At 69.3% G+C, this 20920-nt stretch carries 17 protein-coding genes and 1 tRNA gene; 15 read left to right on the top strand and 3 right to left on the bottom strand.

The window, feature by feature from the left end:
- Nucleotides 1–58 precede the first annotated feature (58 nt).
- From purN to ppk2, 3 genes are all read left to right on the top strand, one after another.
- Complete coding sequence (gene purN / locus CIK81_RS12630; RefSeq protein ID WP_158542030.1) at nt 59–640, top strand: phosphoribosylglycinamide formyltransferase; 582 nt, start codon at nt 59–61, stop codon at nt 638–640.
- Nucleotides 641–785: 145 nt separating this feature from the next.
- Nucleotides 786–2441, top strand: coding sequence for a bifunctional phosphoribosylaminoimidazolecarboxamide formyltransferase/IMP cyclohydrolase (gene purH / locus CIK81_RS12625; protein WP_096163315.1), 1656 nt, complete (start codon nt 786–788; stop codon nt 2439–2441).
- Between the two features lie 203 nt (nt 2442–2644).
- Nucleotides 2645–3550, top strand: a complete 906-nt coding sequence (gene ppk2, locus CIK81_RS12620) for a polyphosphate kinase 2 (RefSeq protein ID WP_096163314.1) — start codon at nt 2645–2647, stop codon at nt 3548–3550.
- Between the two features lie 99 nt (nt 3551–3649).
- Here the strand turns inward: ppk2 and aspA are convergent, their stop codons facing one another.
- Nucleotides 3650–5164 (bottom strand): aspartate ammonia-lyase, encoded by a 1515-nt coding sequence (gene aspA, locus CIK81_RS12615; protein WP_096163313.1) that lies wholly within the window; start codon nt 5162–5164, stop codon nt 3650–3652.
- Between the two features lie 86 nt (nt 5165–5250).
- On the opposite strand from aspA, the gene CIK81_RS12610 reads away from it, so the two are divergent.
- From CIK81_RS12610 to galK, 4 genes are all read left to right on the top strand, one after another.
- Entirely contained in the window at nt 5251–5541 is a 291-nt protein-coding gene (locus CIK81_RS12610) for a DUF3017 domain-containing protein (protein ID WP_096163312.1), read from the top strand.
- Nucleotides 5542–5625: 84 nt separating this feature from the next.
- Entirely contained in the window at nt 5626–7104 is a 1479-nt protein-coding gene (locus tag CIK81_RS12605; protein ID WP_096163311.1) for a threonine/serine exporter ThrE family protein, read from the top strand.
- The gene (locus tag CIK81_RS12600) at nt 7101–8189 is read left to right on the top strand and encodes a beta-propeller fold lactonase family protein (protein ID WP_096163310.1); all 1089 of its coding nucleotides are present in this window, start codon (nt 7101–7103) and stop codon (nt 8187–8189) included. Before CIK81_RS12605 ends, CIK81_RS12600 begins: the two co-directional genes overlap by 4 nt.
- A gap of 115 nt (nt 8190–8304) precedes the next feature.
- A complete protein-coding gene (gene galK / locus CIK81_RS12595) occupies nt 8305–9573 on the top strand; it encodes a galactokinase (RefSeq protein WP_096163309.1) in 1269 nt (422 codons plus the stop codon).
- A 3-nt stretch (nt 9574–9576) separates the two neighbouring features.
- Here galK and CIK81_RS12590 read toward each other — a convergent pair whose 3' ends face one another.
- Nucleotides 9577–10635 (bottom strand): adenosine deaminase, encoded by a 1059-nt coding sequence (locus CIK81_RS12590; RefSeq protein WP_096163308.1) that lies wholly within the window; start codon nt 10633–10635, stop codon nt 9577–9579.
- Nucleotides 10636–10689: 54 nt separating this feature from the next.
- A complete protein-coding gene (locus tag CIK81_RS12585) occupies nt 10690–11934 on the bottom strand; it encodes a pyridoxal phosphate-dependent aminotransferase (protein WP_114355768.1) in 1245 nt (414 codons plus the stop codon).
- Nucleotides 11935–12179: 245 nt separating this feature from the next.
- Between CIK81_RS12585 and CIK81_RS12580 the strand changes: the two genes are divergently transcribed.
- The 8 genes from CIK81_RS12580 to rpoB all read left to right on the top strand — a co-directional run bounded on the left by CIK81_RS12580 (nt 12180) and on the right by rpoB (nt 20830).
- Nucleotides 12180–12252 (top strand) — tRNA-Trp (locus tag CIK81_RS12580).
- 63 nt (nt 12253–12315) lie between these two features.
- Complete coding sequence (secE, locus tag CIK81_RS12575; protein ID WP_096163384.1) at nt 12316–12588, top strand: preprotein translocase subunit SecE; 273 nt, start codon at nt 12316–12318, stop codon at nt 12586–12588.
- A gap of 74 nt (nt 12589–12662) precedes the next feature.
- Nucleotides 12663–13610 (top strand): transcription termination/antitermination protein NusG, encoded by a 948-nt coding sequence (nusG, locus tag CIK81_RS12570; protein ID WP_096163306.1) that lies wholly within the window; start codon nt 12663–12665, stop codon nt 13608–13610.
- Between the two features lie 195 nt (nt 13611–13805).
- The gene (gene rplK, locus CIK81_RS12565) at nt 13806–14237 is read left to right on the top strand and encodes a 50S ribosomal protein L11 (RefSeq protein ID WP_096163305.1); all 432 of its coding nucleotides are present in this window, start codon (nt 13806–13808) and stop codon (nt 14235–14237) included.
- A gap of 4 nt (nt 14238–14241) precedes the next feature.
- Nucleotides 14242–14961: a 50S ribosomal protein L1 gene (gene rplA, locus CIK81_RS12560; RefSeq protein WP_096163304.1), complete on the top strand. Its 720-nt coding sequence runs from the start codon at nt 14242–14244 to the stop codon at nt 14959–14961.
- A 441-nt stretch (nt 14962–15402) separates the two neighbouring features.
- Entirely contained in the window at nt 15403–15918 is a 516-nt protein-coding gene (gene rplJ, locus CIK81_RS12555; RefSeq protein WP_096163303.1) for a 50S ribosomal protein L10, read from the top strand.
- A gap of 149 nt (nt 15919–16067) precedes the next feature.
- Complete coding sequence (gene rplL / locus CIK81_RS12550) at nt 16068–16454, top strand: 50S ribosomal protein L7/L12 (protein WP_096163302.1); 387 nt, start codon at nt 16068–16070, stop codon at nt 16452–16454.
- Between the two features lie 887 nt (nt 16455–17341).
- On the top strand, nt 17342–20830 hold the full coding sequence (gene rpoB, locus CIK81_RS12545; protein WP_096163301.1) for a DNA-directed RNA polymerase subunit beta: 3489 nt from the start codon (nt 17342–17344) through the stop codon (nt 20828–20830).
- The last annotated feature ends 90 nt before the right edge of the window (nt 20831–20920 follow it).

The following is a 20920-nucleotide window of genomic DNA, read 5'->3' as shown; positions in this document are numbered from 1 at the left end:
CGTGCGCCCGGCCCGAGCCCGCCCACATCGCCGTGGCCGCGGGGACTATCCTGGCCCGGTGACCCGCACCCCCATCACCGTTCTCATCTCCGGCACCGGTTCGAACCTCTCCGCCCTACTGCGGGCGACCGCCGAGCCCGACTGCCCCTACACCGTGGTGGGAGTGATCGCGGACCGGGACGCGACCGGGCTCGAGCATGCCCGCACCGCGGGGATCCCCACCGAGGTGGTGCGTCTGCGCGACCATGCCGACCGCGCCGCCTGGGACGAGGCCCTGGCCGCGGCCGTCGCCCGGACCGAGCCGCAGCTGGTGGTGCTGGCCGGCTTCATGAAGCTCGTGGGCCCGCCGCTGCTGGACGCCTTCGGGGGCCGCATCGTCAACACCCATCCCGCGCTGCTGCCCTCGTTCCCCGGCGCCCACGGCGTGCGCGACGCCCTCGCCCACGGCGTGAAGATCACCGGGGCCAGCGTGATCGAGGTCGACGCCGGCGTGGACACGGGGCGGATCCTGGCGCAGGTCGCCGTGGAGATCCTCGAGGACGACACGGAGGACACCCTCCACGAGCGCATCAAGACCGCCGAGCAGCCGTTGCTGGTGGACGTGGTGCGTCGCCTCGCCGCGGAGTCGACCGGCCGCTGAACAAGTCGTGCGGAGCGCGAGGGCGACTGGCTAGGATGGCCCCACACGACTGGCGAAGGTGGGCGACCACCGGGGAGTGACCGATACGAGCATCGACCGCCTGGGTGCTCGACGCAAGGACCCGATCCGAACAGGAGCACGCCTCGTGACCACCACTCAGCGCCGCCCGATCCGCCGCGCCCTCATCTCCGTCTTCGACAAGACCGGCATCGTCGACCTCGCCCGCACCCTGGCCGAGCATGATGTCGAGATCGTCTCCACCGGTTCCACCGGTGCGACCATCCGGGAGGCCGGGATCGACGTGACCGACGTCGAGACCGTGACCGGTTTCCCCGAGATGCTCGATGGCCGGGTGAAGACCCTGCACCCGCGCGTGCACGGGGGGCTCCTCGCCGACCAGCGCCTGGACTCCCACCGTGCGCAGCTCGCCGAGCACGGTATCGAGCCGTTCGACCTCGTCGTGGTGAACCTCTACCCGTTCAGCGAGACCGTCGCCGCGGGCGGCAGCTTCGACGAGATCATCGAGAAGATCGACATCGGCGGCCCGTCCATGGTGCGCGGCGCGGCGAAGAACTTCGCCTCCCTCGCCGTGGTCGTGGATCCCGAGAACTACTCGACCGCCGCCGAAGCGGTCGCCGTCGGCGGGTTCTCGCTGTCCGAGCGCCAGGAGCTCGCCACCATCGCCTTCACCCGCACCGCCGAGTACGACGAGGCGATCAGCGACTGGATGCTCTTCCAGCTCGCGGACGACGACGCCGAGGCCGAGGAGCAGGAGGACGAGCAGGAGGCGGAGTCCCTCAACATCCTCGACCTCAGCGAGGAGGACGCCGCGGAGCTCGGCTTCACCGCCACCCTGCGCTACGGCGAGAACCCCCACCAGCGCGCGCGCCTGGCCGTCACCGATCCCGACGTCCCCGGGATCGCCGGTGCGGAGCAGCTCGGCGGCAAGGCCATGAGCTACAACAACTACGTCGACGCCGACGCCGCCGTGCGCGCCGCCTACGACCACGAGCGGCCCTGCGTCGCCGTGGTCAAGCACAACAACCCGTGCGGCCTCGCCGTGGCCGAGGAGAGCGAGGACATCGCCGTCGCCCATCTGCGCGCCCACGGCACCGATCCGCTGTCCGCCTACGGCGGCGTCATCGCCACCAACCGGACGGTGACTCTCGCCATGGCCCAGCAGGTCAAGCCGATCTTCACCGAGGTCATCCTGGCCCCCGCCTATGAGGACGCGGCGCTCGAGCTGCTGCGCACCAAGAAGAACCTGCGGATCCTGCGGCTGCAGGGCGAGTACTCCCGCGAGATCGAGATGCGCGAGATCTGGGGCGGCCTGCTGATCCAGGACGCCGACGTGATCGACGCCGACGGCGATGACCCGTCGGCATGGACGCTCGCCGCCGGAGAGGCGGCCGACGAGGCCACCCTGGCCGATCTCGCCTTCGCCTGGCGCTCGGTGCGCGCGGTGAAGTCCAACGCGATCCTGCTGGCCTCGGGCGGTGCCGCCGTGGGGCTCGGCATGGGGCAGGTCAACCGCCTGGACTCCTGCCGCCTCGCGGTCTCCCGCGCGAACTCCCTGGGCGAGCACGCCGAGGGAGAGGCCGCACCGGAGCGCGCCCGGGGTGCGGTCGCCGCATCGGATGCCTTCTTCCCGTTCGCGGACGGCGCCCAGATCCTGCTGGACGCCGGCGTGCGCGCGATCGTGCAGCCGGGCGGATCCATCCGCGACGAAGAGGTCATCGAGGCCTGCCGCGCCGCCGGCGCGACGCTCTACCTCACCGGCACCCGCCACTTCGCGCACTGAGCGCATCCCGGGCCCGACACCGCACGCCGGGCCCGTCCAACCGACCGGTCGCCCCGAGATCCCGCTTCCGGGCTCGGGGCGACCGCCCTCCCGGCGTCCGCTGCACGGATCCGAGCCCGTCGTACGATGATCCGTTCACCGTCGCGACACCCGCGCCCCCTAGAGTTGGGGCCATACATCTGCGTGATCCCGAAGGAGTGGACGTGAAGATCCCCGATAACCAGAGCCTGCGCGAATACATCGAGCATCTGCGCGAAGAGGGGTATTCGGTCAAGGACGGGCACACGCCGGACCCGGATCTCATCGATCCGCAGGGCAACCCCGTCTACACCTGGCAGGAGGGGTACCCCTACGAGACGCGCATGGATCGCGACGAGTACGAGCGTGAGAAGTACAAGCTCCAGGTCGAGCTGCTGAAGTACCAGTACTGGCTCGAGGACAACGATCAGAAGTCGATCATCATCTTCGAGGGGCGCGACGCCGCCGGCAAGGGCGGCACGATCAAGCGCTTCACGGAGCACCTGAACCCCCGCACCGCCCGGGTGGTGGCGCTGAACAAGCCCAGCGACCGCGAACGCGGCCAGTGGTATTTCCAGCGCTACATCCAGCATCTGCCCACCGAGGGCGAGATGGTGCTGTTCGATCGCTCCTGGTACAACCGTGCCGGCGTGGAGCGGGTCATGGGCTTCGCCTCGCCGGAGGAGTACGAGACCTTCATGAATCAGGTGCCGTACTTCGAGCGCATGCTCGTGGACTCCGGCATCTTCGTCACCAAGTTCTGGTTCTCCGTGTCCCAGAAGGAGCAGCGTACCCGTTTCGCGATCCGTCAGCTGGACCCGGTGCGCCGCTGGAAGCTCTCGCCGATGGACCTCGAGTCGCTGGACCGCTGGGAGGCGTACACCGAGGCCAAGGAGGAGATGTTCCGCCGCACGGACAAGAAGTACGCGCCGTGGACGATTATCCGCTCCAACGACAAGAAGCGTGCGCGCCTGAACGCGATGCGGTACTTCCTGTCCCAGTTCGAGTACGAGGGCAAGGACCATGAGGTGGTCGGCGTGCCGGACCCGAAGCTCGTCATGCGCGGCAAGATGGAGGAGGCCGACGAGTGATCCCGGGCTCCCCGCGCGACGCTCAGCGCCCTGCCGCCTCGACGACGCCCTGCCCCGTTCCTCGCCACGGTGGCGGGGCGTCGTCGATCAGGGGCGGCGTCAGCCCTCGGTGGTCGGATCCAGCGGCAGCCGCGTGATCTCCCCGGAATCCAGTCCGGCGTCCGGTATCACCGGCATGGTGCCGGTGTTCGTCGTGCGGTGCGGGCTCGTCATCGAGTCGGGGGAGAGCAGGCTCTCCAGGCGCCGCTCGTCGAGCAGACCCCGCTCGAGCACCAGTTCCGCGACCGGCCGGCCGGTCTCCAGCGCGGTGGAGGCGACATCGGTGGCGGCCGAGTAGCCGATCACCGGCACCAGCGCGGTGACCACGCCGATCGAATGCCGCAGGTAGTCCTCGAGCACGTCCGTGTTCAGGGTGATCCCGGAGACGCAGCGGTCGGCCAGGGTGTTCATCGCCCGAGTCATGATCCGGGTCGACTCCAGGATGTTGAAGCAGATCACGGGCTCGAAGGCGTTCAGCTGCAGCTGCCCGCCCTCCGCGGCGAAGGTCACGGTGAGGTCGTTGCCGATCACCTCGAAGGCGACCTGGTTGACGACCTCGGGGATCACCGGGTTCACCTTGCCCGGCATGATCGAGCTGCCCGGCTGCACGGAGGGCAGGTTGATCTCGTGGAAGCCCGCCCGCGGCCCGGAGGAGAGCAGCCGCAGGTCGTTGCAGATCTTGGAGATCTTCACCGCGATGCGCTTGAGCACCCCGGAGTAGGTGACGAACGCCCCGGTGTCGCTCGTGGCCTCGACCAGGTCGTCGGCCACCACGAAGGGCACGCCGGTGAGCTCGGCGAGCTCCTGCGCCGCCATCTGGGAGTACCGCGGATCGGTGGTGATCCCGGTGCCGATCGCGGTGGCGCCGAGATTGATCTCCTGGAACAGCGTCGCGGAGCGGGTGAGGCGCTCGACGTCCTCCTCGATCGTGGTGGCCCAGGCGTTGAACTCCTGGGCCACCGTCATCGGCACCGCGTCCTGCATCTGCGTGCGGCCCATCTTCAGCACGTCCGCGAACTCCTCGCCCTTGGCGCGCAGCGTGGTGATGAGATGGTCCATCGCCTCGGTCAGCGCCGGGAAGGTGAGCAGGATCGCGAGCCGCACGGAGGTGGGATACACGTCGTTCGTGGACTGCGAGAGGTTCACATGGTTGTTGGGGTGCAGGAAGTCGTAGTCGCCCTTGGCATGCCCCAGGATCTCCAGCCCGCGGTTGGCGATCACCTCGTTGGCATTCATGTTCGTGCTGGTCCCGGCGCCGCCCTGGATCATGTCCACCACGAAGTCCTCGTGCAGGGACCCGTCCACGATCTCGGCGCACGCCTGCTCGATCGCGGCCGCGTGCTCGTCGTCCAGTGCTCCGAGGCGGTGATTCGCACGCGCCGTGGCCCGCTTCACCTGCGCGAGCGCCTCGATCAACCGGGGGAAGTGGTGCAGGGGCACATCGGTGATGTGGAAGTTCTCCTGCGCGCGCAGGGTCTGGACGCCGTAATAGGCATCGGCGGGGACCTCGCGGTCGCCGAGCAGATCGTGCTCGATGCGGTGCGCGGAGGCGGTCGTCGAACCGGGGCTGGTCATATCGGGGGAGTCCTCCAGGTCGTCTGCGGCCGACGTCGTTGCCGACCACGGCCAGCGTAGCCCCGGGCGGCCCGTAGCATGGGGCCGTGCGTGATGACCGATCCCCCTTCACCCTCGGCGCCGCCTGCAGGCGGCAGGCCGTGCTGGTCCTGACGGTCCCCGCCGTGATCGTGATCGTCGTGGTCGGAGCGGTGGTGGGAGCGCCCGTGGCCGGAACGGCGCTCGCCGTGCTGCTGGGCGTGCTCGCCCTGGCACGAATCGTGCTGCCCGTCCGCGTGGTCGGGGCGCTCGCCGTGCGCTCCCGAGGCCTGGACGCGAGCGTCCTGGCGCTGCTCGCGATCGGCCTCGCGGTGCTGTCGGTCTCCCCGAACCTCTGAGACGCCGGGGCGTCCCGGGAATGTGAGCAGAACACCGCGGGCGGAGCCTGTATGCGGTGAACCTCCTTGTGGGACGATCGGTGCGTGCCCACCGATTCTGTCCGGCTCCATGCCGTGTTCGACCTCGCCATGAGGATCGGAGAAGGCCTGCTCACCAACGGGGCCGCGGCGTCCGAGGTGACGGCGACCGTCCTCCGGATCACCAGCTCGTCGGGCCTGCGCAACGTCTCGGTGCAGGTCACCTTCGACGAGGTGGTCATCTCCTATCTCGCGGACGAGACCTCGACCCCCTTCACCAGGGTGCGCTCCGCAGCGGCCCGGGTGCAGGACTTCGCGCGCCTGTCCGCCTTCGAGGACATCACCCACGGCTACATCGCCGGTGATCTCCCGCTGGAGGAGGCCCGGCGGATGGCCGAGTCCATCCCGCGCACGCCCCCGGCCTACAAGCTGCCGCTGGTGGTCCTCGGCTTCGCCGTGATGGGCGGCGCCGCGGCGCTCAGCTTCGGCGCCGGCACGCTCGTGGTGCTGGCGGCGACCGTCGCCGCCGGGTTCCTCATCGCCTCCGGGGAGCTGCTGGGCCGCAAACAGATCCCGCCCTTCTACGGGCAGGCCATCGGCGGCTTCCTCGCCGTGGCCGCGGCGATGCTGGTGAGCCTCATCAACCCGAACGTGAACTCCTCGATCGTGGTCGTCTCCTGCATCATCGTGCAGCTGTGCGGACTCTCCTCGATCGCGGCCGTGCAGGATGCCGTGACCGGCTGGTACGTCACGGCCGCCGGGCGCATCCTGGAGACCCTCATGCTCACCATCGGCCTCGTGGTCGGGGTGCGCGGGGGCATGCTCCTGGCCGACGGGCTGGGCGTGGACATCTCCGTGAACGAGTCGATCCCGATCTCCCTGATCACGATCGCGTGGGTGGTCGTCTCCGGCATCGGGATGGGCATCGGCTTCGGTGTGGGCACCCAGGTGCCCTGGCGGGTGCTGCCCTGGATGGCACTGGTGGCCACGATCTCCGCCCTGATCTCCCACGTCGTCACCGGCCTCCTCCTGGAGCGGGTGTACGCGGTGACGCTCGCCGGGCTCGTCACGGGACTGCTCGCCGTGGTGCTCGGGGACCGCCTGCGCCGGCCCACCCTGCTGTTCGTCATGGGCGGGATCATCCCGCTGGTGCCCGGCAGCCTCATCTACCGCGGTCTGCTGCTCCTCGGGGAGGACGTCAGCGCAGGCGGTGCCCAGCTGTTCGGCGCGGCCGAGATCGCGATCGGGATCGCGGCCGGTGCGGTTCTCGGGCAGCTGCTGGCCTCGCGCGTGCTGCCGTACTTCCGTCGCAGCGAGATCGCCTACACCCCGAGCATCTCCTCGCCGTTCACCACCATGCGCCGGCGTCGTCTCAGCCTCGGCTCGCGCAGTCTCCGGCGTCGCAACGGCCCCCAGCTGGTCGAGCCGTCTACGATGACGGGCGAGATGACGGCGCTGTCACCCGCGATGTTCGACGAGCTGGAGGACTTCGATCCTCCCGCCCATGCGACGGGGACGGCCGCGGACCCCGAGGAGACCCCATGAGCCCCACCGCCCTGATCGCCACCGGCGGCTACTCGCGCAGCGGCACCGGCCGTGGCAGCGGTATCGAGCTGCTGCGGATCACCACCGCTGATGCCGACTCCGAGGCGGGAGCCGCGCAGCACCTGCAGGACGTCGAGCACCTGGCGACCGTCGACCTCCCGGACCCCTCGTTCGTGCTGTGGAGCGCCGAGGGCACCCTGCTCTACGCCGTGCTCGAGACGTCCCCCACCCGCGTGGTCGCCATGCGGGTCGCGGCCGACGGACGCAGCGCCGAGGTGGCCGCCGATCTCCCGCTCGAGGGCTCCGGCGGCTGCCACCTGGCCATCGGCCGCAGCCCCTCGACCCTGGTGGTCGCGGACTACGGCTCCGGGACCGTCGAGACGGTGCGCCTGGACGCCGACGGTCTGCCCACCGAGGTCATCGACGTGGACGATCACCACGACCGCGCCGACGGCCAGGATCCGCACCCCCACCAGGTGAGGACCCTGCCGGGGACCGAGACGCTCGCGGTGCCCGACCTCGGCCTGGACCGGGTCTTCCTCTACCGGCAGGATCTCGAGGGCCAGATGGGGCTGTGCGGCGAGATCCCCCTCAGCCGGGGCAGCGGCCCGCGGCACATCGCCCCTGATCACGAATCCGAGCTGCTGCACATCTCCTGCGAGCTGTCCGGCATGGTCGCCACCGCGGCCCGCCAGCCGCTGGAGTCCACGCGCTCCGCCCCGGCGGCTCTCGGCGGCACCGTGCACCGGTGGAGCGTGCGCTCGATGATCCCGGCCAGCACCCGCCCGGGAGAGAACTTCCCCTCCCACATCGAGCTCGCCGGCGAGGACGCGCTGCTGCTGGTCGCCAACCGCGGGCCGGACACGCTCTCGGTGCTGTCGCTGACGATGATGCGCCCGGAGATCGTCGCCGAGATCGAGGTGGGCGCCCATCCGCGGCACTTCACCCGTCTGGGGGACCTGGTGCTCGTCGCCGCCCAGGAGGCCGACCGCATCGACGTGCTCCAGCTGCAGGGCGAGGAGCTCTCCGTGGCCGGCGAGCCCATCCCCGCCCCCTCGGTGGCCTGCCTCGCCGTCCGCCCCTGAGGGACGGCTCAGCAGCGATGCGAGGGTGACGGCTAGACTCTTCCCGGCCGCGTCGGAGAGTGCCGCGGGGTTTTCGTCCCGCGCTCCGGCTCCTGATCGTCCTGGAGGAACAACCATGACCACTGCCGCAGATGCCGGCGCCGCTGATACCCGATACCCCGGTGCCACGGCCGCCCAGCCATCAGTGGTGGAGCTGTCCTCCGCCCCTGATCGCGGCGAGGCCGCTGCACGGGCGGAGGCGCTGTTCGAGGAGGCCTTCGGCTATGCGCCCGACGGCGTCTGGTCCGCTCCGGGCCGTGTGAACATCATCGGTGAGCATGTCGACTACCAGGACGGCCTGTGCCTGCCGATGGCGATCTCGCATCGCTGCTTCGCGGCCGCGGCCCGCACGCCCACCGACCGGGTGCGCCTGCGCTCCGCCCAGGACGACCTCGTGCTCGAGCTCGACGCTCGCGACCTGCGACCGGGCGCCGTCGAGGGCTGGCCGGCCTACGTGGCCGGCGTGCTGTGGGCGCTGCGGCCGCACATCTCCGGCGTCTCCACCCAGGGCATGGACATCATGATCGACGGGCAGGTGCCGCTGGGCGCCGGGCTGTCCAGCTCCGCCGCGCTCGAGTGCGCCGCCGGTGAGGCGATCGAGGCGCTGCTGTCGCTGGGCACCTCGCCGCTCGAGCGCGTACGGGCCGCGATCACCGCGGAGACCGACTTCGCCGGTGCCTCGACGGGTGGCCTGGACCAGTCCGCCTCGGTGCTCTCCCGCGCGGGCCACGCCCTGTTCCTGGACTGCCGCGACTTCTCGACCCGCGCCGTCCCGTGGGACCTGGCCTCCCAGGGCCTCGCCCTGCTGATCACCGATACCCGCGCCGAGCACTCGCACGTGGACGGCGAGTACACGGCCCGACGGGCCGACAGCGAGGCGGCCGCCTCCGTGCTGGGCATCGACACCCTGCGCGATGCGGACGTCGAGCAGCTCGACGAGCTGCTCGGCCGGATCCAGGACGAGGTGGTGCGCCGCCGTGCCCGCCATGTGCTCACCGAGATCCAGCGCGTGAAGGACTTCGACGCCCTGCTCGCCGCGGGCACCGTGCGGGAGAACGTCTCCGCCCTCGGCGCCCTGCTGAACGCCTCCCACGACTCGCTGCGCGAGGACTACGAGGTCACCGTCGAGCAGCTCGACGTGGCGGTCGACGCCGCCCGTGCGGCCGGCGCCCACGGCGCCCGGATGACCGGGGGCGGCTTCGGCGGCTCGACGATCGCTCTGGTCGAGGCCGACCAGGCGCAGATCGTCGCCGAGGCGATCGCGGCGGCTTTCGCCGAGCACGGCTTCACCGCCCCGGAGTTCTTCCTGGCCCTGCCCTCGGAAGGCGCCGGACAGGACCGCTGAGCCTCAGGAGGCGGCTGGGGGAGGGGCCGCGAGCCAGTCGCGCACCCCGTCCAGGAGGCGTGTCCTGGTGGCGTCGTCGGCCGCGGAGATCCGGATCGAGGAGGCGGCGAGGGCCGCGAGCTCCTCGTCGCTGAAGCCCATCTGGCGCGCGATCTCGTACTGCGCGACGAGCCGCGTGCCGAACAGCAGGGGATCGTCGGCGCCCAGAGCGATCTGGGCACCGGCATCGACCAGCTGACGCAGCGGCACGTCGGTGGGGTCCGCGACCACGCCGAGCGAGGCGTTGGAGGCAGGACACACCTCGAGGCCGACGCCCGCCTGCACGATGCGGTCCAGCAGTGCGGGGTCGTCGGCCGAGCGCACTCCGTGGCCCAGACGGTTCGGGGCGAGGTGGTCCATGACCGCCTCGACATGGGCGGGCCCCAGCAGTTCGCCGCCGTGCGGCACCGAGAGCAGGCCGGCCCGTCGAGCGATCGCGAAGGCGGGCCCGTACTCGCTGGTCACACCACGACGCTCGTCGTTGGACAGACCGAAGCCGATCACCCGGCCCGCGTGCTTCGCGGCGAGACGGGCCAGGGTGCGCGCGTCCAACGGATGGCGGGTGCGGGAGGCCGCGATGACGATCCCGACGCTCACCCCGGTCTCCTGCTCGGAGCGGTCGGCCTGGTCCAGCACGATCTCTGTGGCCGGCGTCAGACCGCCCACGAAGGGCGCGTAGCTCGTGGGATCGACCTGGATCTCCAGCCGGCCGGAGCCTTCCGCGGCGTCATCGAGCACCGCCTCGTGGAGGATCCGCCGCATCGCGGCCTCTGAATCCACCACGGTGCGCGCGGCGTCGTACTGCCGCTGGAAGCGGAACCAGCCCCGCCGCGTCGGCTCGACCTGCAGTGCGACGTCGTCGACCAACGAGCGCGGCAGGCGGATGCCGCGCTCGTCGGCCAGGTCCCACAGCGTCGTCGGCCGCATCGACCCGGTGAAATGGAGGTGCAGATGCGCCTTGGGCAGCGCGGAGAGATCCCGGCCGGCTGAGGCGGTCGCTGAGGAGGCAGCCGCTGCGGTCATCGCGTCTCCGCCCCGTGCAGGGGGCGGGGCCGTGTGCTCACTCGCACGTCGGGCTCATTCCGACAGCAGTGCCGCCACGCGGTCGATGCCCTCGGCGAGGTCCGCGTCGTGGAGCGCATAGGAGAAGCGCAGGTGACCGGGCGCCCCGAAGGCTTCACCGGGAACCGCCGCCACCTCGGCCTCCTCGAGGATCACCGTGGCGAGCTCGGTCGAGGTGGTGACACGGGTGCCCCGGATCTCTCGACCCAGCGCCCCGGAGACGTCCGGGAAGGCGTAGAAGGCACCGGTCGGGGTGGGCACCGAGAAGCCTGGCACCGCGGAGAGCTTCTCCACGATGGTGCGCCGGCGACGGTCGAAGGCCTCGCGCATCTCCTGGACGGGCTCCATCGGGCCGGTCAGCGCTGCGACCGCTGCCCGCTGCGCGATGTTGTTGACGTTCGAGGTCAGATGCGACTGCAGGTTCGAGGCCGCCTTGACGACGTCCTGCGGGCCGACCATCCAGCCCACCCGCCAGCCGGTCATCGCGAAGGTCTTGGCGACGCCGCCGAGGAGCACGGTGGTCTCGGCGAGCTCGGGCACCTCGGCGAGGATCGAGACGAACGGGACCCCGTCGTAGGTGAGGTGCTGGTAGATCTCGTCGGTGATCACCCACAGCCCGTGCTCGTGGGCCCAGCGGCCGAACTCCCGGATCTGCTCGGCGCTCATCACCGACCCGGTCGGGTTCGAGGGGGAGCACAGCACCACTGCCCGCGTGGCCTCGGTGCGGGCCGCCTCGAGCTGCTCGATCGTGGGCAGGTAGTCCTGGTCGGCACCGGCCAGGACGGGCACCTCGCGCGCACCGGTGAGCCGGATCGCCTCGGGGTAGGTGGTCCAGTACGGAGCGGGCAGGATCACCTCGTCGCCCGGGTCCAGGAGCGTGGCGAAGGTCTGGTAGACGGCCTGCTTGCCGCCGTTGGTGATCAGCGTCTGCGCCGACTCGATGGTCAGTCCGGTGGTCGCGGAGACGCTCTCCGCGACCGCGGTGCGCAGCTCGGGCAGCCCGGCGCCGGGGGAGTAGTGGTGGTTGGCGGGATCCTTCGCCGCCTCGATCGCCGCATCGACGACGTGCTGGGGCGTGGGGAAATCGGGCTCGCCGGCTCCGAAGCCGATCACGGGCCGACCGGCGGCCTTGAGCGCCTTGGCCTTCGCATCGACCGCGAGGGTCGCCGAGGGAGCGATCTCACGGACGCGCCGCGAGATGCGGTCGTGCGCGGCAGGCTGAGCGGAACGGGTGGCGGGGGCGGAGTCGTCGGAGGTCACACGCCTATCGTGGCAGAGGTCTCGCTCCGCTGCCAGGCCGACCGGTGTGCGGATGTCTCGGAGCATGTACTCTCGTGCCCGGTCCTCAGGCACGTCGCAGCACCAGCGCGGCAACGCGATGTGACGTGATCTGCGGCCGACGGATTCGCACCAGGTCCTTGCGGCTTGTATGCTGATCGCTGGTCAGAATCATGAATTCCGGCAACGGACTCATGGCACGACCGTTCGAGGGTTCTCCCTCGTGAAGGGCAGTGGCGCAATTGGTAGCGCAGCGGTCTCCAAAACCGCAGGTTGCAGGTTCGAGCCCTGTCTGCCCTGCCGGTCCGACCGGGTTCACCCGGTCGGATGCGGATGACCTCGACGAGATCGGACAGCTCAGACGTGAATTCCAGTCAGAACGCGCCGTCGACGCCCACCGGCGCCGACGCGGCGGGCCACAGGTCCCGCAACCCGTTCGTGGCTATCGGTCTGTTCGTCCGTCAGGTCATCGCCGAGCTCCGGAAGGTTGTCGTCCCGACCCGCAGGGACCTGGTCGTCTACACGATCACGGTCCTCGCATTCGTCGTGGCGATGATCCTGATGATCTTCGGCCTCGACGCAGCATTCAGCTGGTTGTCCCGGATCGCCTTCTCGGATCCCAGCGCGGGACTCTGAGTCCGGCCCGCGCCGTCGTACGCCGCACCGTGCCCGATCAGTCCCACCGCTGTCAGGAAGGCAGGTTCCCGCTGATGAGCGAGCAGACCTCATCCCCCGAAGACTCCTACCAGGACGTCGACGACTCCCTGTCGTTCTCGGCATCCCCCCAGTCCGAGGCCGCCGCGCCCCAGGGCGAGGACTCGGATCCCACGACGTCCGACGTCCAGGACGTCGCCGGCGAGGCTCCCACCGAGGATGAGGCCGCCGTCGAGACGCCCTCCGAGGGTGAGCCGGCCGCCGAGAGCGACGCGACCGTCGAGGGCGAGGCAGTCGCCGAGGGCGCGGAGGCCGACGCCGCTGATGCGGGCGACAGCGCGGAAGCCGGCGAGGCGGAGGAAGCCTCCGAGGAGACCGCCGCCGAGGACGAGGAGGAGGACCCCCTCGTCCAGCTCAAGCGCCACCTGCGCTCGGCCTTCGGCGAGTGGTACGTCATCCACTCCTACTCCGGTCACGAGAACCGCGTGAAGACGCAGCTCGCCACGCGCACCGAGACCCAGGACATGGAGGACTACATCTTCGAGGTCCAGGTCCCCATGGAGGACGCGACCGAGGTCAAGAACGGCCAGAAGAAGATCGTCCGCCGAGTGCGCATCCCCGGCTACGTGCTGGTCCGTATGGACCTGACCACCGAATCCTGGCGAGTCGTGCGCGATACGCCCGGCGTGACCGGCTTCGTGGGCAACGCCACCGAGCCCACTCCGCTCACGTTCGACGAGATCTACTCGATGCTCGAGCCGTCCGTCGGCCTGCCGGAGAAGAAGCGCTCCAGCGGCGGCACCCCGGCCAAGGCCCCGGCCGCGCAGAAGATGCCCGACTTCCACGTCGGCGAATCCGTCACGGTCATGGACGGGCCGTTCGAGACCATGCCGGCCTCGATCTCCGAGATCCACACCGAGTCGCAGAAGCTGCAGGTACTGGTCTCCATCTTCGGTCGCGAGACCCCGGTCGAGCTCGGCTTCGACCAGGTCGCGAAGATCTGACCCCGAGAACTGCTCGGCACTGCGGTCCTCCGACCGCAGGAGTACGACCAGGATCACTCGTGATCACGGTCGACGCCGACGCGGCGTGCAGGTAACGTCGCACCGGACCTCCTCGCGTTCCGCGCGAGCGGGGTCCCGCTGTGGGAGGAGCGCATGATGAGCTCCGCCCGAACCACGACAGAATGAGGAAGAGCAATGGCTCCCAAGAAGAAGATCGCGAGCGTCATCAAGCTCCAGATCCAGGCCGGCCAGGCCACACCTGCGCCGCCCGTGGGTCCCGCGCTCGGCGCTGCCGGCGTGAACATGATGGAGTTCGTCAAGGCGTACAACGACCGCACTGCTGATCAGCGCGGCAACATCGTCCCGGTGGAGATCACCGTGTACGAGGATCGCTCGTTCACGTTCATCACCAAGACCCCGCCGGCCGCTGAGCTCATCAAGAAGGCCGCAGGCCTCCAGAAGGGCTCGGCAACGCCGCACACCGACAAGGTCGGCAAGATCACCCAGGCTCAGGTCCGCGAGATCGCGGAGACCAAGATGCCTGATCTGAACGCGAACGACATGGAGGCCGCGGCGAAGATCGTCGCCGGCACCGCTCGTTCCATGGGCATCACGGTGGAGGGCTGACGATATGGGTTTCCGTAGCAAGGGTTACAAGGACGGCGCTGCCAAGATCGAAGAGGGCCGGGCGTACGCGCCGCTGGACGCTCTCCGTCTCGCGCAGAAGACCTCTCCCGCCAAGTTCGACGCGTCCGTCGAGGTCGCCATGCGTCTCGGCGTCGATCCCCGCAAGGCCGATCAGATGGTGCGCGGCACCGTCAACCTGCCCAACGGCACCGGCAAGACGGCCCGCGTGATCGTCTTCGCCACCGGCGCCCAGGCCGAGGCCGCGCTCGAGGCCGGCGCCGACGAGGTCGGCGACGACGAGCTCATCGCCAAGGTCGCAGGCGGCTGGACCGACTTCGACGCGGCTGTGGCCACGCCGAACCTGATGGGCAAGGTCGGCAAGCTGGGCCGCGTGCTCGGCCCCCGCGGCCTCATGCCGAACCCGAAGACCGGCACCGTCACGATGGACACCGCCAAGGCCGTGTCCGACATCAAGGGCGGCAAGATCGAGTTCCGCACCGACCGTGCAGCCAACCTGCACTACATCGTCGGCAAGGTCTCCTTCTCCGATCAGCAGCTCGTGGAGAACTACGTCGCCGCGCTGGACGAGATCCTTCGACTCAAGCCGTCCGCTTCCAAGGGCCGCTACATCTCGAAGATCACCGTGTCCACCACCATGGGCCCGGGCATCCCGGTCGACGTGAACCGCACGCGCAACCTGCTCGAGGAGACCGACGAGGCCTGATCCGGCCCGTCACCTCCTCAGGTGCGTCTCGGCGCCCCGTCCACCATCACGGTGGGCGGGGCGCCGTCGTGCCTGCCGTGCACCGCTGTGCGGGGCCCTTCCCCGCACAGGGGGAGGTGACGCGCGCAGTCGGCTCGGGCAGGGCGCGGATGTGACGCAGACCGCCGCTCTCAGCATGGCGTCGGGGTGCCCTCTGGTCTACGCTGGAGATACCGAAGACCGCCGGTTGTCGTGCTCGACCTCGAGGACGACCGAAGAGATCCCATGGGATGGCCTGCGCAGGTGAAGAAGCGACTTTCGCATGGTCGCCCGTCCGGCTCCGGCCGGCGCCCTCGTGGCGTGGGTGAACAGTGCGTTCGAGGCCTCGACACTTGCGTGTCGAGGCCTTTCCTGTTCCTGGACTTCTTCACCCGGTGGCGAGAGACCTCTGGAAGGAGGGCCATGGCGAACCCCGAAAAGGTGGATGCCGTCTCGGAGATCGCGGATCTGTTCCGCGAGTCCGATGCCGCCGTCATCACCGAATATCGCGGTCTCAGCGTGGGGGACCTCAAGGAGCTTCGTCGCTCCCTGGGTTCCGAGACGACCTACGCCGTGGTGAAGAACACGCTCACGGAGATCGCTGCCCGCGAGGCCGGCATCACCGCTCTGGATGGCACGCTCAGCGGTCCGACCGCTATCGCGTTCATCAAGGGTGAGCCGGTTGCGCCTGCAAAGGCTCTGCGTGACTTCGCCAAGACTCACGAGCAGCTCGTGATCAAGTCCGGCTACTTCGAGGGCAATGCGCTCTCGAAGGAGGACGTCCAGAAGCTCGCGGACCTCGAGTCCCGCGAGGTGCTGCTGTCCAAGACCGCCGGCGTCATGAAGGCGTCGATGGGCAAGGCCGCCGCTGTGTTCGCAGCGCCGCTGTCGAAGGCAGCGCGCACCGTGGACGCACTGCGCGAGAAGCAGGACGCCTGAGGAGCCTGAGTCCTCGGACTCGGTCCCCTCAGCCCCAGCGCTGTATCCCCGTCCGTCCCCTCCGGGATGCACGGACCGCATGACCTGGCGCGTAAGCGCCGCCTCACACCGCAGGGACTCCGGTCCCGCCCAAAGGAAGGAACGCCACCATGGCGAAGCTCAGCAACGACGAGCTCATCGAAGCTTTCAAGGAAATGTCGCTCATCGAGCTCTCTGAGTTCGTGAAGCAGTTCGAGGACGTCTTCGACGTCACCGCTGCTGCTCCCGTGGCCGCTGCCGCCGCCGGCCCCGCCGCCGGGGCGGAGGCGCCCGCCGAGGAGGAGAAGGACGAGTTCGACGTCGTCCTCGAGTCGGCCGGTTCCGCGAAGATCGCCGTCATCAAGGAGGTGCGCGGCCTCACCTCCCTCGGTCTGAAGGAGGCCAAGGCGCTCGTCGACGAGGCCCCCAAGGCCGTCCTCGAGGCCGTCAAGAAGGACGACGCCGAGGCTGCCAAGATCAAGCTCGAGGAGGCCGGCGCGACCGTCTCCGTCAAGTGATCTCCGGCGCTCGCTGACGTGAGCGCCGCACCTGATGGCAGTCGCACTGCTCCTGAAGGGCCGTCCCGCATCTGCGGGGCGGCCCTTCTGCTGTGCCCGGGAGCCGCACCTGTCAGGAGTGTCCGTCGGCGGCCCCCGTCGGGCGTGCCGGTCGGCAGCCCCCGTCGGCAGCCCTGGCCCGACGTGCCCGTCGGCAGGGCCCGCCTGCTGCCCCGGGTGACTCTGCGCCCGACCGGTCCCGTCGGGCCCCGCCTTGTCCGCGGGGCAGGATCCACGAGGTGTGCTCGACGATCCCGCTGAGGGGCTCGGTTGAGGATCGGCCTGGCCCGGTGAGCAAGGACACGACGGCGCGAGGCTCCCGGCACGACGGCGCAGGCCGTCACACTGCGCCGTCAGCCCGCGCTCGTGGGGGCGAGCGGCTTGGCCGTCGGGGGAGTGCGCGGGCCACGCGGAGCGGCGAGGAGCGGCGGGGAGGGACGGTCGCACCGACGATCGGCGGAACGGGCCGTCAGCGCTCCGACGTGCCGCGACACCCCGGGAACGACCCCTCCTGCTTGACTCCAGCACGATTTCCCTTCATTCTGTGTGCCGTACGGAGCTGTTCCTGCCGCATGCGTCCCGCTGAGCCGAGCTCGCGAGGGCCGGTCGAGCCAGACAGGCAGGGAGCACCGCAGAACTTCCGCGCCAGGCATATAGCGGCCGACGCGGATGGACCTCTCGCGTCGCGAGCCTTGTGTCCATCCGCGATTTTATGTATGCTCGGTCCTTGCGCTGCGCGTCGCCCGTGGGTTCTGCTGTTCTGACAGCATGATCGTCTTGCTCCACTGCCCTTTTGACGGGCCTCGCCGCGCCTGGGATTCCGTCATCGGCCTGTGGAAGGACCCCCCTTGGCTGCCTCGAGCACCGATCGCACTACCGACATTGCACTTCGTACCGCCTCTCCTCGCGTCACGTTCGCGAAGCTCGGCGACCCGTTGGACGTTCCGGATCTGCTGAGTCTGCAGACCACGTCGTTCGACTGGCTGCTGGGCAACGAGCGCTGGCAGGAGCGAGCCGAGGAGGCCGCTTCCGCCGGACGCGAGGACGTCCCCCAGACCTCTGGTCTCGCCGACATCCTCGAGGAGATCTCTCCGATCGAGGACTTCGCGGGCAACATGTCGCTGTCCTTCCGGGACCACACCTTCGACGACCCGAAGTACACGGTCGACGAATGCAAGGAGAAGGACCTCACCTACTCCGCTCCGCTGTACGTCATCGCGGAGTTCATGAACAACGAGACCGGCGAGATCAAGACCCAGACGGTGTTCATGGGCGAGTTCCCGCTCATGACCGGCAAGGGCACCTTCATCATCAACGGCACCGAGCGTGTCGTCGTCTCCCAGCTGGTCCGCTCCCCGGGCGTGTACTTCGAGGAGAGCATCGACAAGACCAGCGACAAGCGCATCTACAGCACGAAGGTGATCCCTTCGCGCGGCGCCTGGCTCGAGTTCGAGGTCGACAAGCGCGATCAGGTCGGTGTGCGCATCGACCGCAAGCGCAAGCAGTCCGTCACGACGCTGCTGCAGGCCCTGGGGATGTCCCACTCGGACATCCTGGAGGAGTTCGGCGAGTTCGAGTCGATGCGCTCGACGCTCGAGAAGGATCGCGTCTCCTCCCAGGACGAGGCGCTCATGGACATCTACCGCAAGCAGCGCCCGGGCGAGCCGCCCACGCGCGATGCGGGCGAGGCCATGCTGAACAACCTCTACTTTAACGCCAAGCGCTACGACCTCGCGAAGGTCGGCCGCTACAAGATCGACAAGAAGCTCGGTCTCGACGGCAGCCTCTCGGAGTCCACCCTGCGCCTCGAGGACATCGTGGCGTCGATCAAGTACATCGTCGCGCTGCACGACGGCGTCTCGGAGTACACCAGCAAGGATGGCAAGACCATCCGCGTGGAGACCGACGACATCGACCACTTCGGCAACCGTCGCATCCGCGCGGTCGGCGAGCTGATCCAGAACCAGGTCCGCACCGGCCTGTCCCGCATGGAGCGCGTCGTGCGTGAGCGCATGACCACGCAGGACGTCGAGGCGATCACCCCGCTGACGCTGATCAACATCCGTCCGGTCACCGCGGCGATCAAGGAGTTCTTCGGAACCTCCCAGCTGTCGCAGTTCATGGACCAGAACAACCCGCTGTCGGGCCTGACGCACAAGCGTCGCCTGTCCGCGCTCGGCCCGGGCGGCCTGTCCCGTGACCGTGCCGGCATGGAGGTCCGTGACGTCCACCCGTCGCACTACGGCCGCATGTGCCCGATCGAGACCCCTGAGGGCCCGAACATCGGTCTGATCGGCTCGCTGGCGACCTTCGCGCGCATCAACCCCTTCGGCTTCATCGAGACCCCGTACCGCAAGGTCACCGATGGCGTCGTCACCGACGAGATCGTCTACCTCACCGCCGATGACGAGGATCGCCACGTCATCGCGCAGGCCAACGCGAAGATCGACGAGACCGGCCGCTTCCTGGAGGAAGAGGTCCTCGTGCGCCTCACCGGCGGCGAGCCGGATCTGGTCACGGTCGACGAGGTCGACTTCATGGACGTCTCAGCACGTCAGATGGTCTCCGTCGCGACCGCGATGATCCCCTTCCTCGAGCACGATGACGCCAACCGTGCGCTCATGGGCTCGAACATGCAGCGTCAGGCCGTGCCGCTCCTCCGTGCGGAGATGCCGCTCGTCGGCACCGGCATGGAGCGTCGCGCGGCGGTCGACGCAGGCGATGTGGTCGTGGCGCAGAAGGCCGGCGTCATCGAGGAGCTCTCCGCGGACATCATCTCGGTGATGGCCGACGACGGCACCCGTCAGACCTACACGATCGGGAAGTTCCAGCGCTCCAACGCCGGCAACTCCTACAACCAGCGCGTGCTCTTCGACGAGGGCGACCGCGTCGAGGCCGGGTCGATCCTCGCCGATGGCCCCTCCACCGACGAGGGCGAGCTCTCGATCGGCAAGAACCTGCTGGTCGCGTTCATGTCCTGGGAGGGCCACAACTACGAGGACGGCATCATCCTGTCCTCGCGCATGGTCCAGGACGACGTCCTCACCTCGATCCACATCGAGGAGCACGAGGTCGACGCCCGCGACACCAAGCTCGGCAAGGAGGAGATCACCCGGGACATCCCGAACGTCGGCGACGACGTGCTGGCAGATCTCGACGAGCGCGGCATCATCCGCATCGGTGCCGAGGTCGGCCCCGGCGACATCCTCGTCGGCAAGGTCACCCCGAAGGGCGAGACCGAGCTGACCCCGGAGGAGCGCCTGCTGCGTGCCATCTTCGGCGAGAAGGCCCGCGAGGTGCGCGACACCTCGCTGCGCGTGCCGCACGGCGAGTCCGGCACCGTCATCGGTGTGCGCGTCTTCACGGAGGACGAGGACGGCGACATCCTGCCGACCGGCGTCAACGACATGGTCCGCGTGTACGTGGCCCAGAAGCGCAAGATCACCGATGGTGACAAGCTCGCCGGCCGTCACGGCAACAAGGGCGTCATCGCGAAGATCCTGCCGGTCGAGGACATGCCGTTCCTCGAGGACGGCACCCCGGTGGACATCATCCTGAACCCCATGGGCGTTCCGGGCCGCATGAACATCGGCCAGGTCATGGAGACGCACCTCGGGTGGGTCGCCAAGGCCGGCTGGGACCTCGACGAGTCGGATCCGGTGGCCGCCGAGCTGCCGAGCTCCGCTCTGCACGGCGAACCCGGCACCCCCGTGGCCGTCCCGGTCTTCGACGGCCTCTCGGCCGAGGAGGTCACCGGTCTGATCGCCAACCACCGTCCCAACCGCGACGGTGTGCAGATGGTCAAGGAGGACGGGAAGGCGCAGCTGTTCGACGGCCGCTCCGGCGAGCCGCTGCCCGAGTCGATCTCCGTGGGCTACATGTACATGCTGAAGCTCCACCACCTGGTGGACGACAAGCTGCACGCCCGCTCCACCGGCCCCTACTCGATGATCACGCAGCAGCCGCTGGGCGGTAAGGCCCAGTTCGGCGGCCAGCGCTTCGGCGAGATGGAGGTGTGGGCCCTCGAGGCCTATGGCGCCGCCTACGCCCTGCAGGAGCTGCTGACCATCAAGTCCGATGACATCGCCGGCCGCGTGAAGGTCTACGAGGCGATCGTCAAGGGCGAGAACATCCCCGAGCCGGGCATCCCGGAGTCCTTCCGCGTGCTCCTCAAGGAGATGCAGTCCCTGTGCCTGAACGTCGAGGTCCTGTCCTCCGACGGCACGGCCCAGGAAGTTCAGGAAGGCGATGAGGAGGTCTTCCGCGCTGCGGAGGAGCTCGGCATCGACCTGTCCCGCCGACCTCACGAGGGCGTCGGCTCCATCGAAGAGGTCTGAGGGACGCGGGCTCGGGAGAGCGGGACGGCACGACGCCGTCCCCCTCCCTGAGCCCCGCCCTCGACCCCCGTTCCCTCAGACACCACTCTT

Source organism: Brachybacterium sp. JB7 (genome assembly GCF_003335205.1).
GTDB lineage: Bacteria > Actinomycetota > Actinomycetes > Actinomycetales > Dermabacteraceae > Brachybacterium > Brachybacterium alimentarium.
The sequence above is the reverse complement of the archived record's forward strand: the minus strand, read 5'-3'. Positions and strand labels throughout refer to the sequence as shown.

Coding starts and splice junctions, on each gene's coding strand:
- nusG (WP_096163306.1), top strand. CDS start 12,663: ATGAGCGAGCAGACCTCATCCCCCGAAGACTCCTACCAGGACGTCGAC.
- aspA (WP_096163313.1), bottom strand. CDS start 5,164: ATGACCAGCCCCGGTTCGACGACCGCCTCCGCGCACCGCATCGAGCAC.
- CIK81_RS12600 (WP_096163310.1), top strand. CDS start 7,101: ATGAGCCCCACCGCCCTGATCGCCACCGGCGGCTACTCGCGCAGCGGC.
- rplL (WP_096163302.1), top strand. CDS start 16,068: ATGGCGAAGCTCAGCAACGACGAGCTCATCGAAGCTTTCAAGGAAATG.
- rplJ (WP_096163303.1), top strand. CDS start 15,403: ATGGCGAACCCCGAAAAGGTGGATGCCGTCTCGGAGATCGCGGATCTG.
- rplA (WP_096163304.1), top strand. CDS start 14,242: ATGGGTTTCCGTAGCAAGGGTTACAAGGACGGCGCTGCCAAGATCGAA.
- CIK81_RS12590 (WP_096163308.1), bottom strand. CDS start 10,635: ATGACCGCAGCGGCTGCCTCCTCAGCGACCGCCTCAGCCGGCCGGGAT.
- galK (WP_096163309.1), top strand. CDS start 8,305: ATGACCACTGCCGCAGATGCCGGCGCCGCTGATACCCGATACCCCGGT.
- rplK (WP_096163305.1), top strand. CDS start 13,806: ATGGCTCCCAAGAAGAAGATCGCGAGCGTCATCAAGCTCCAGATCCAG.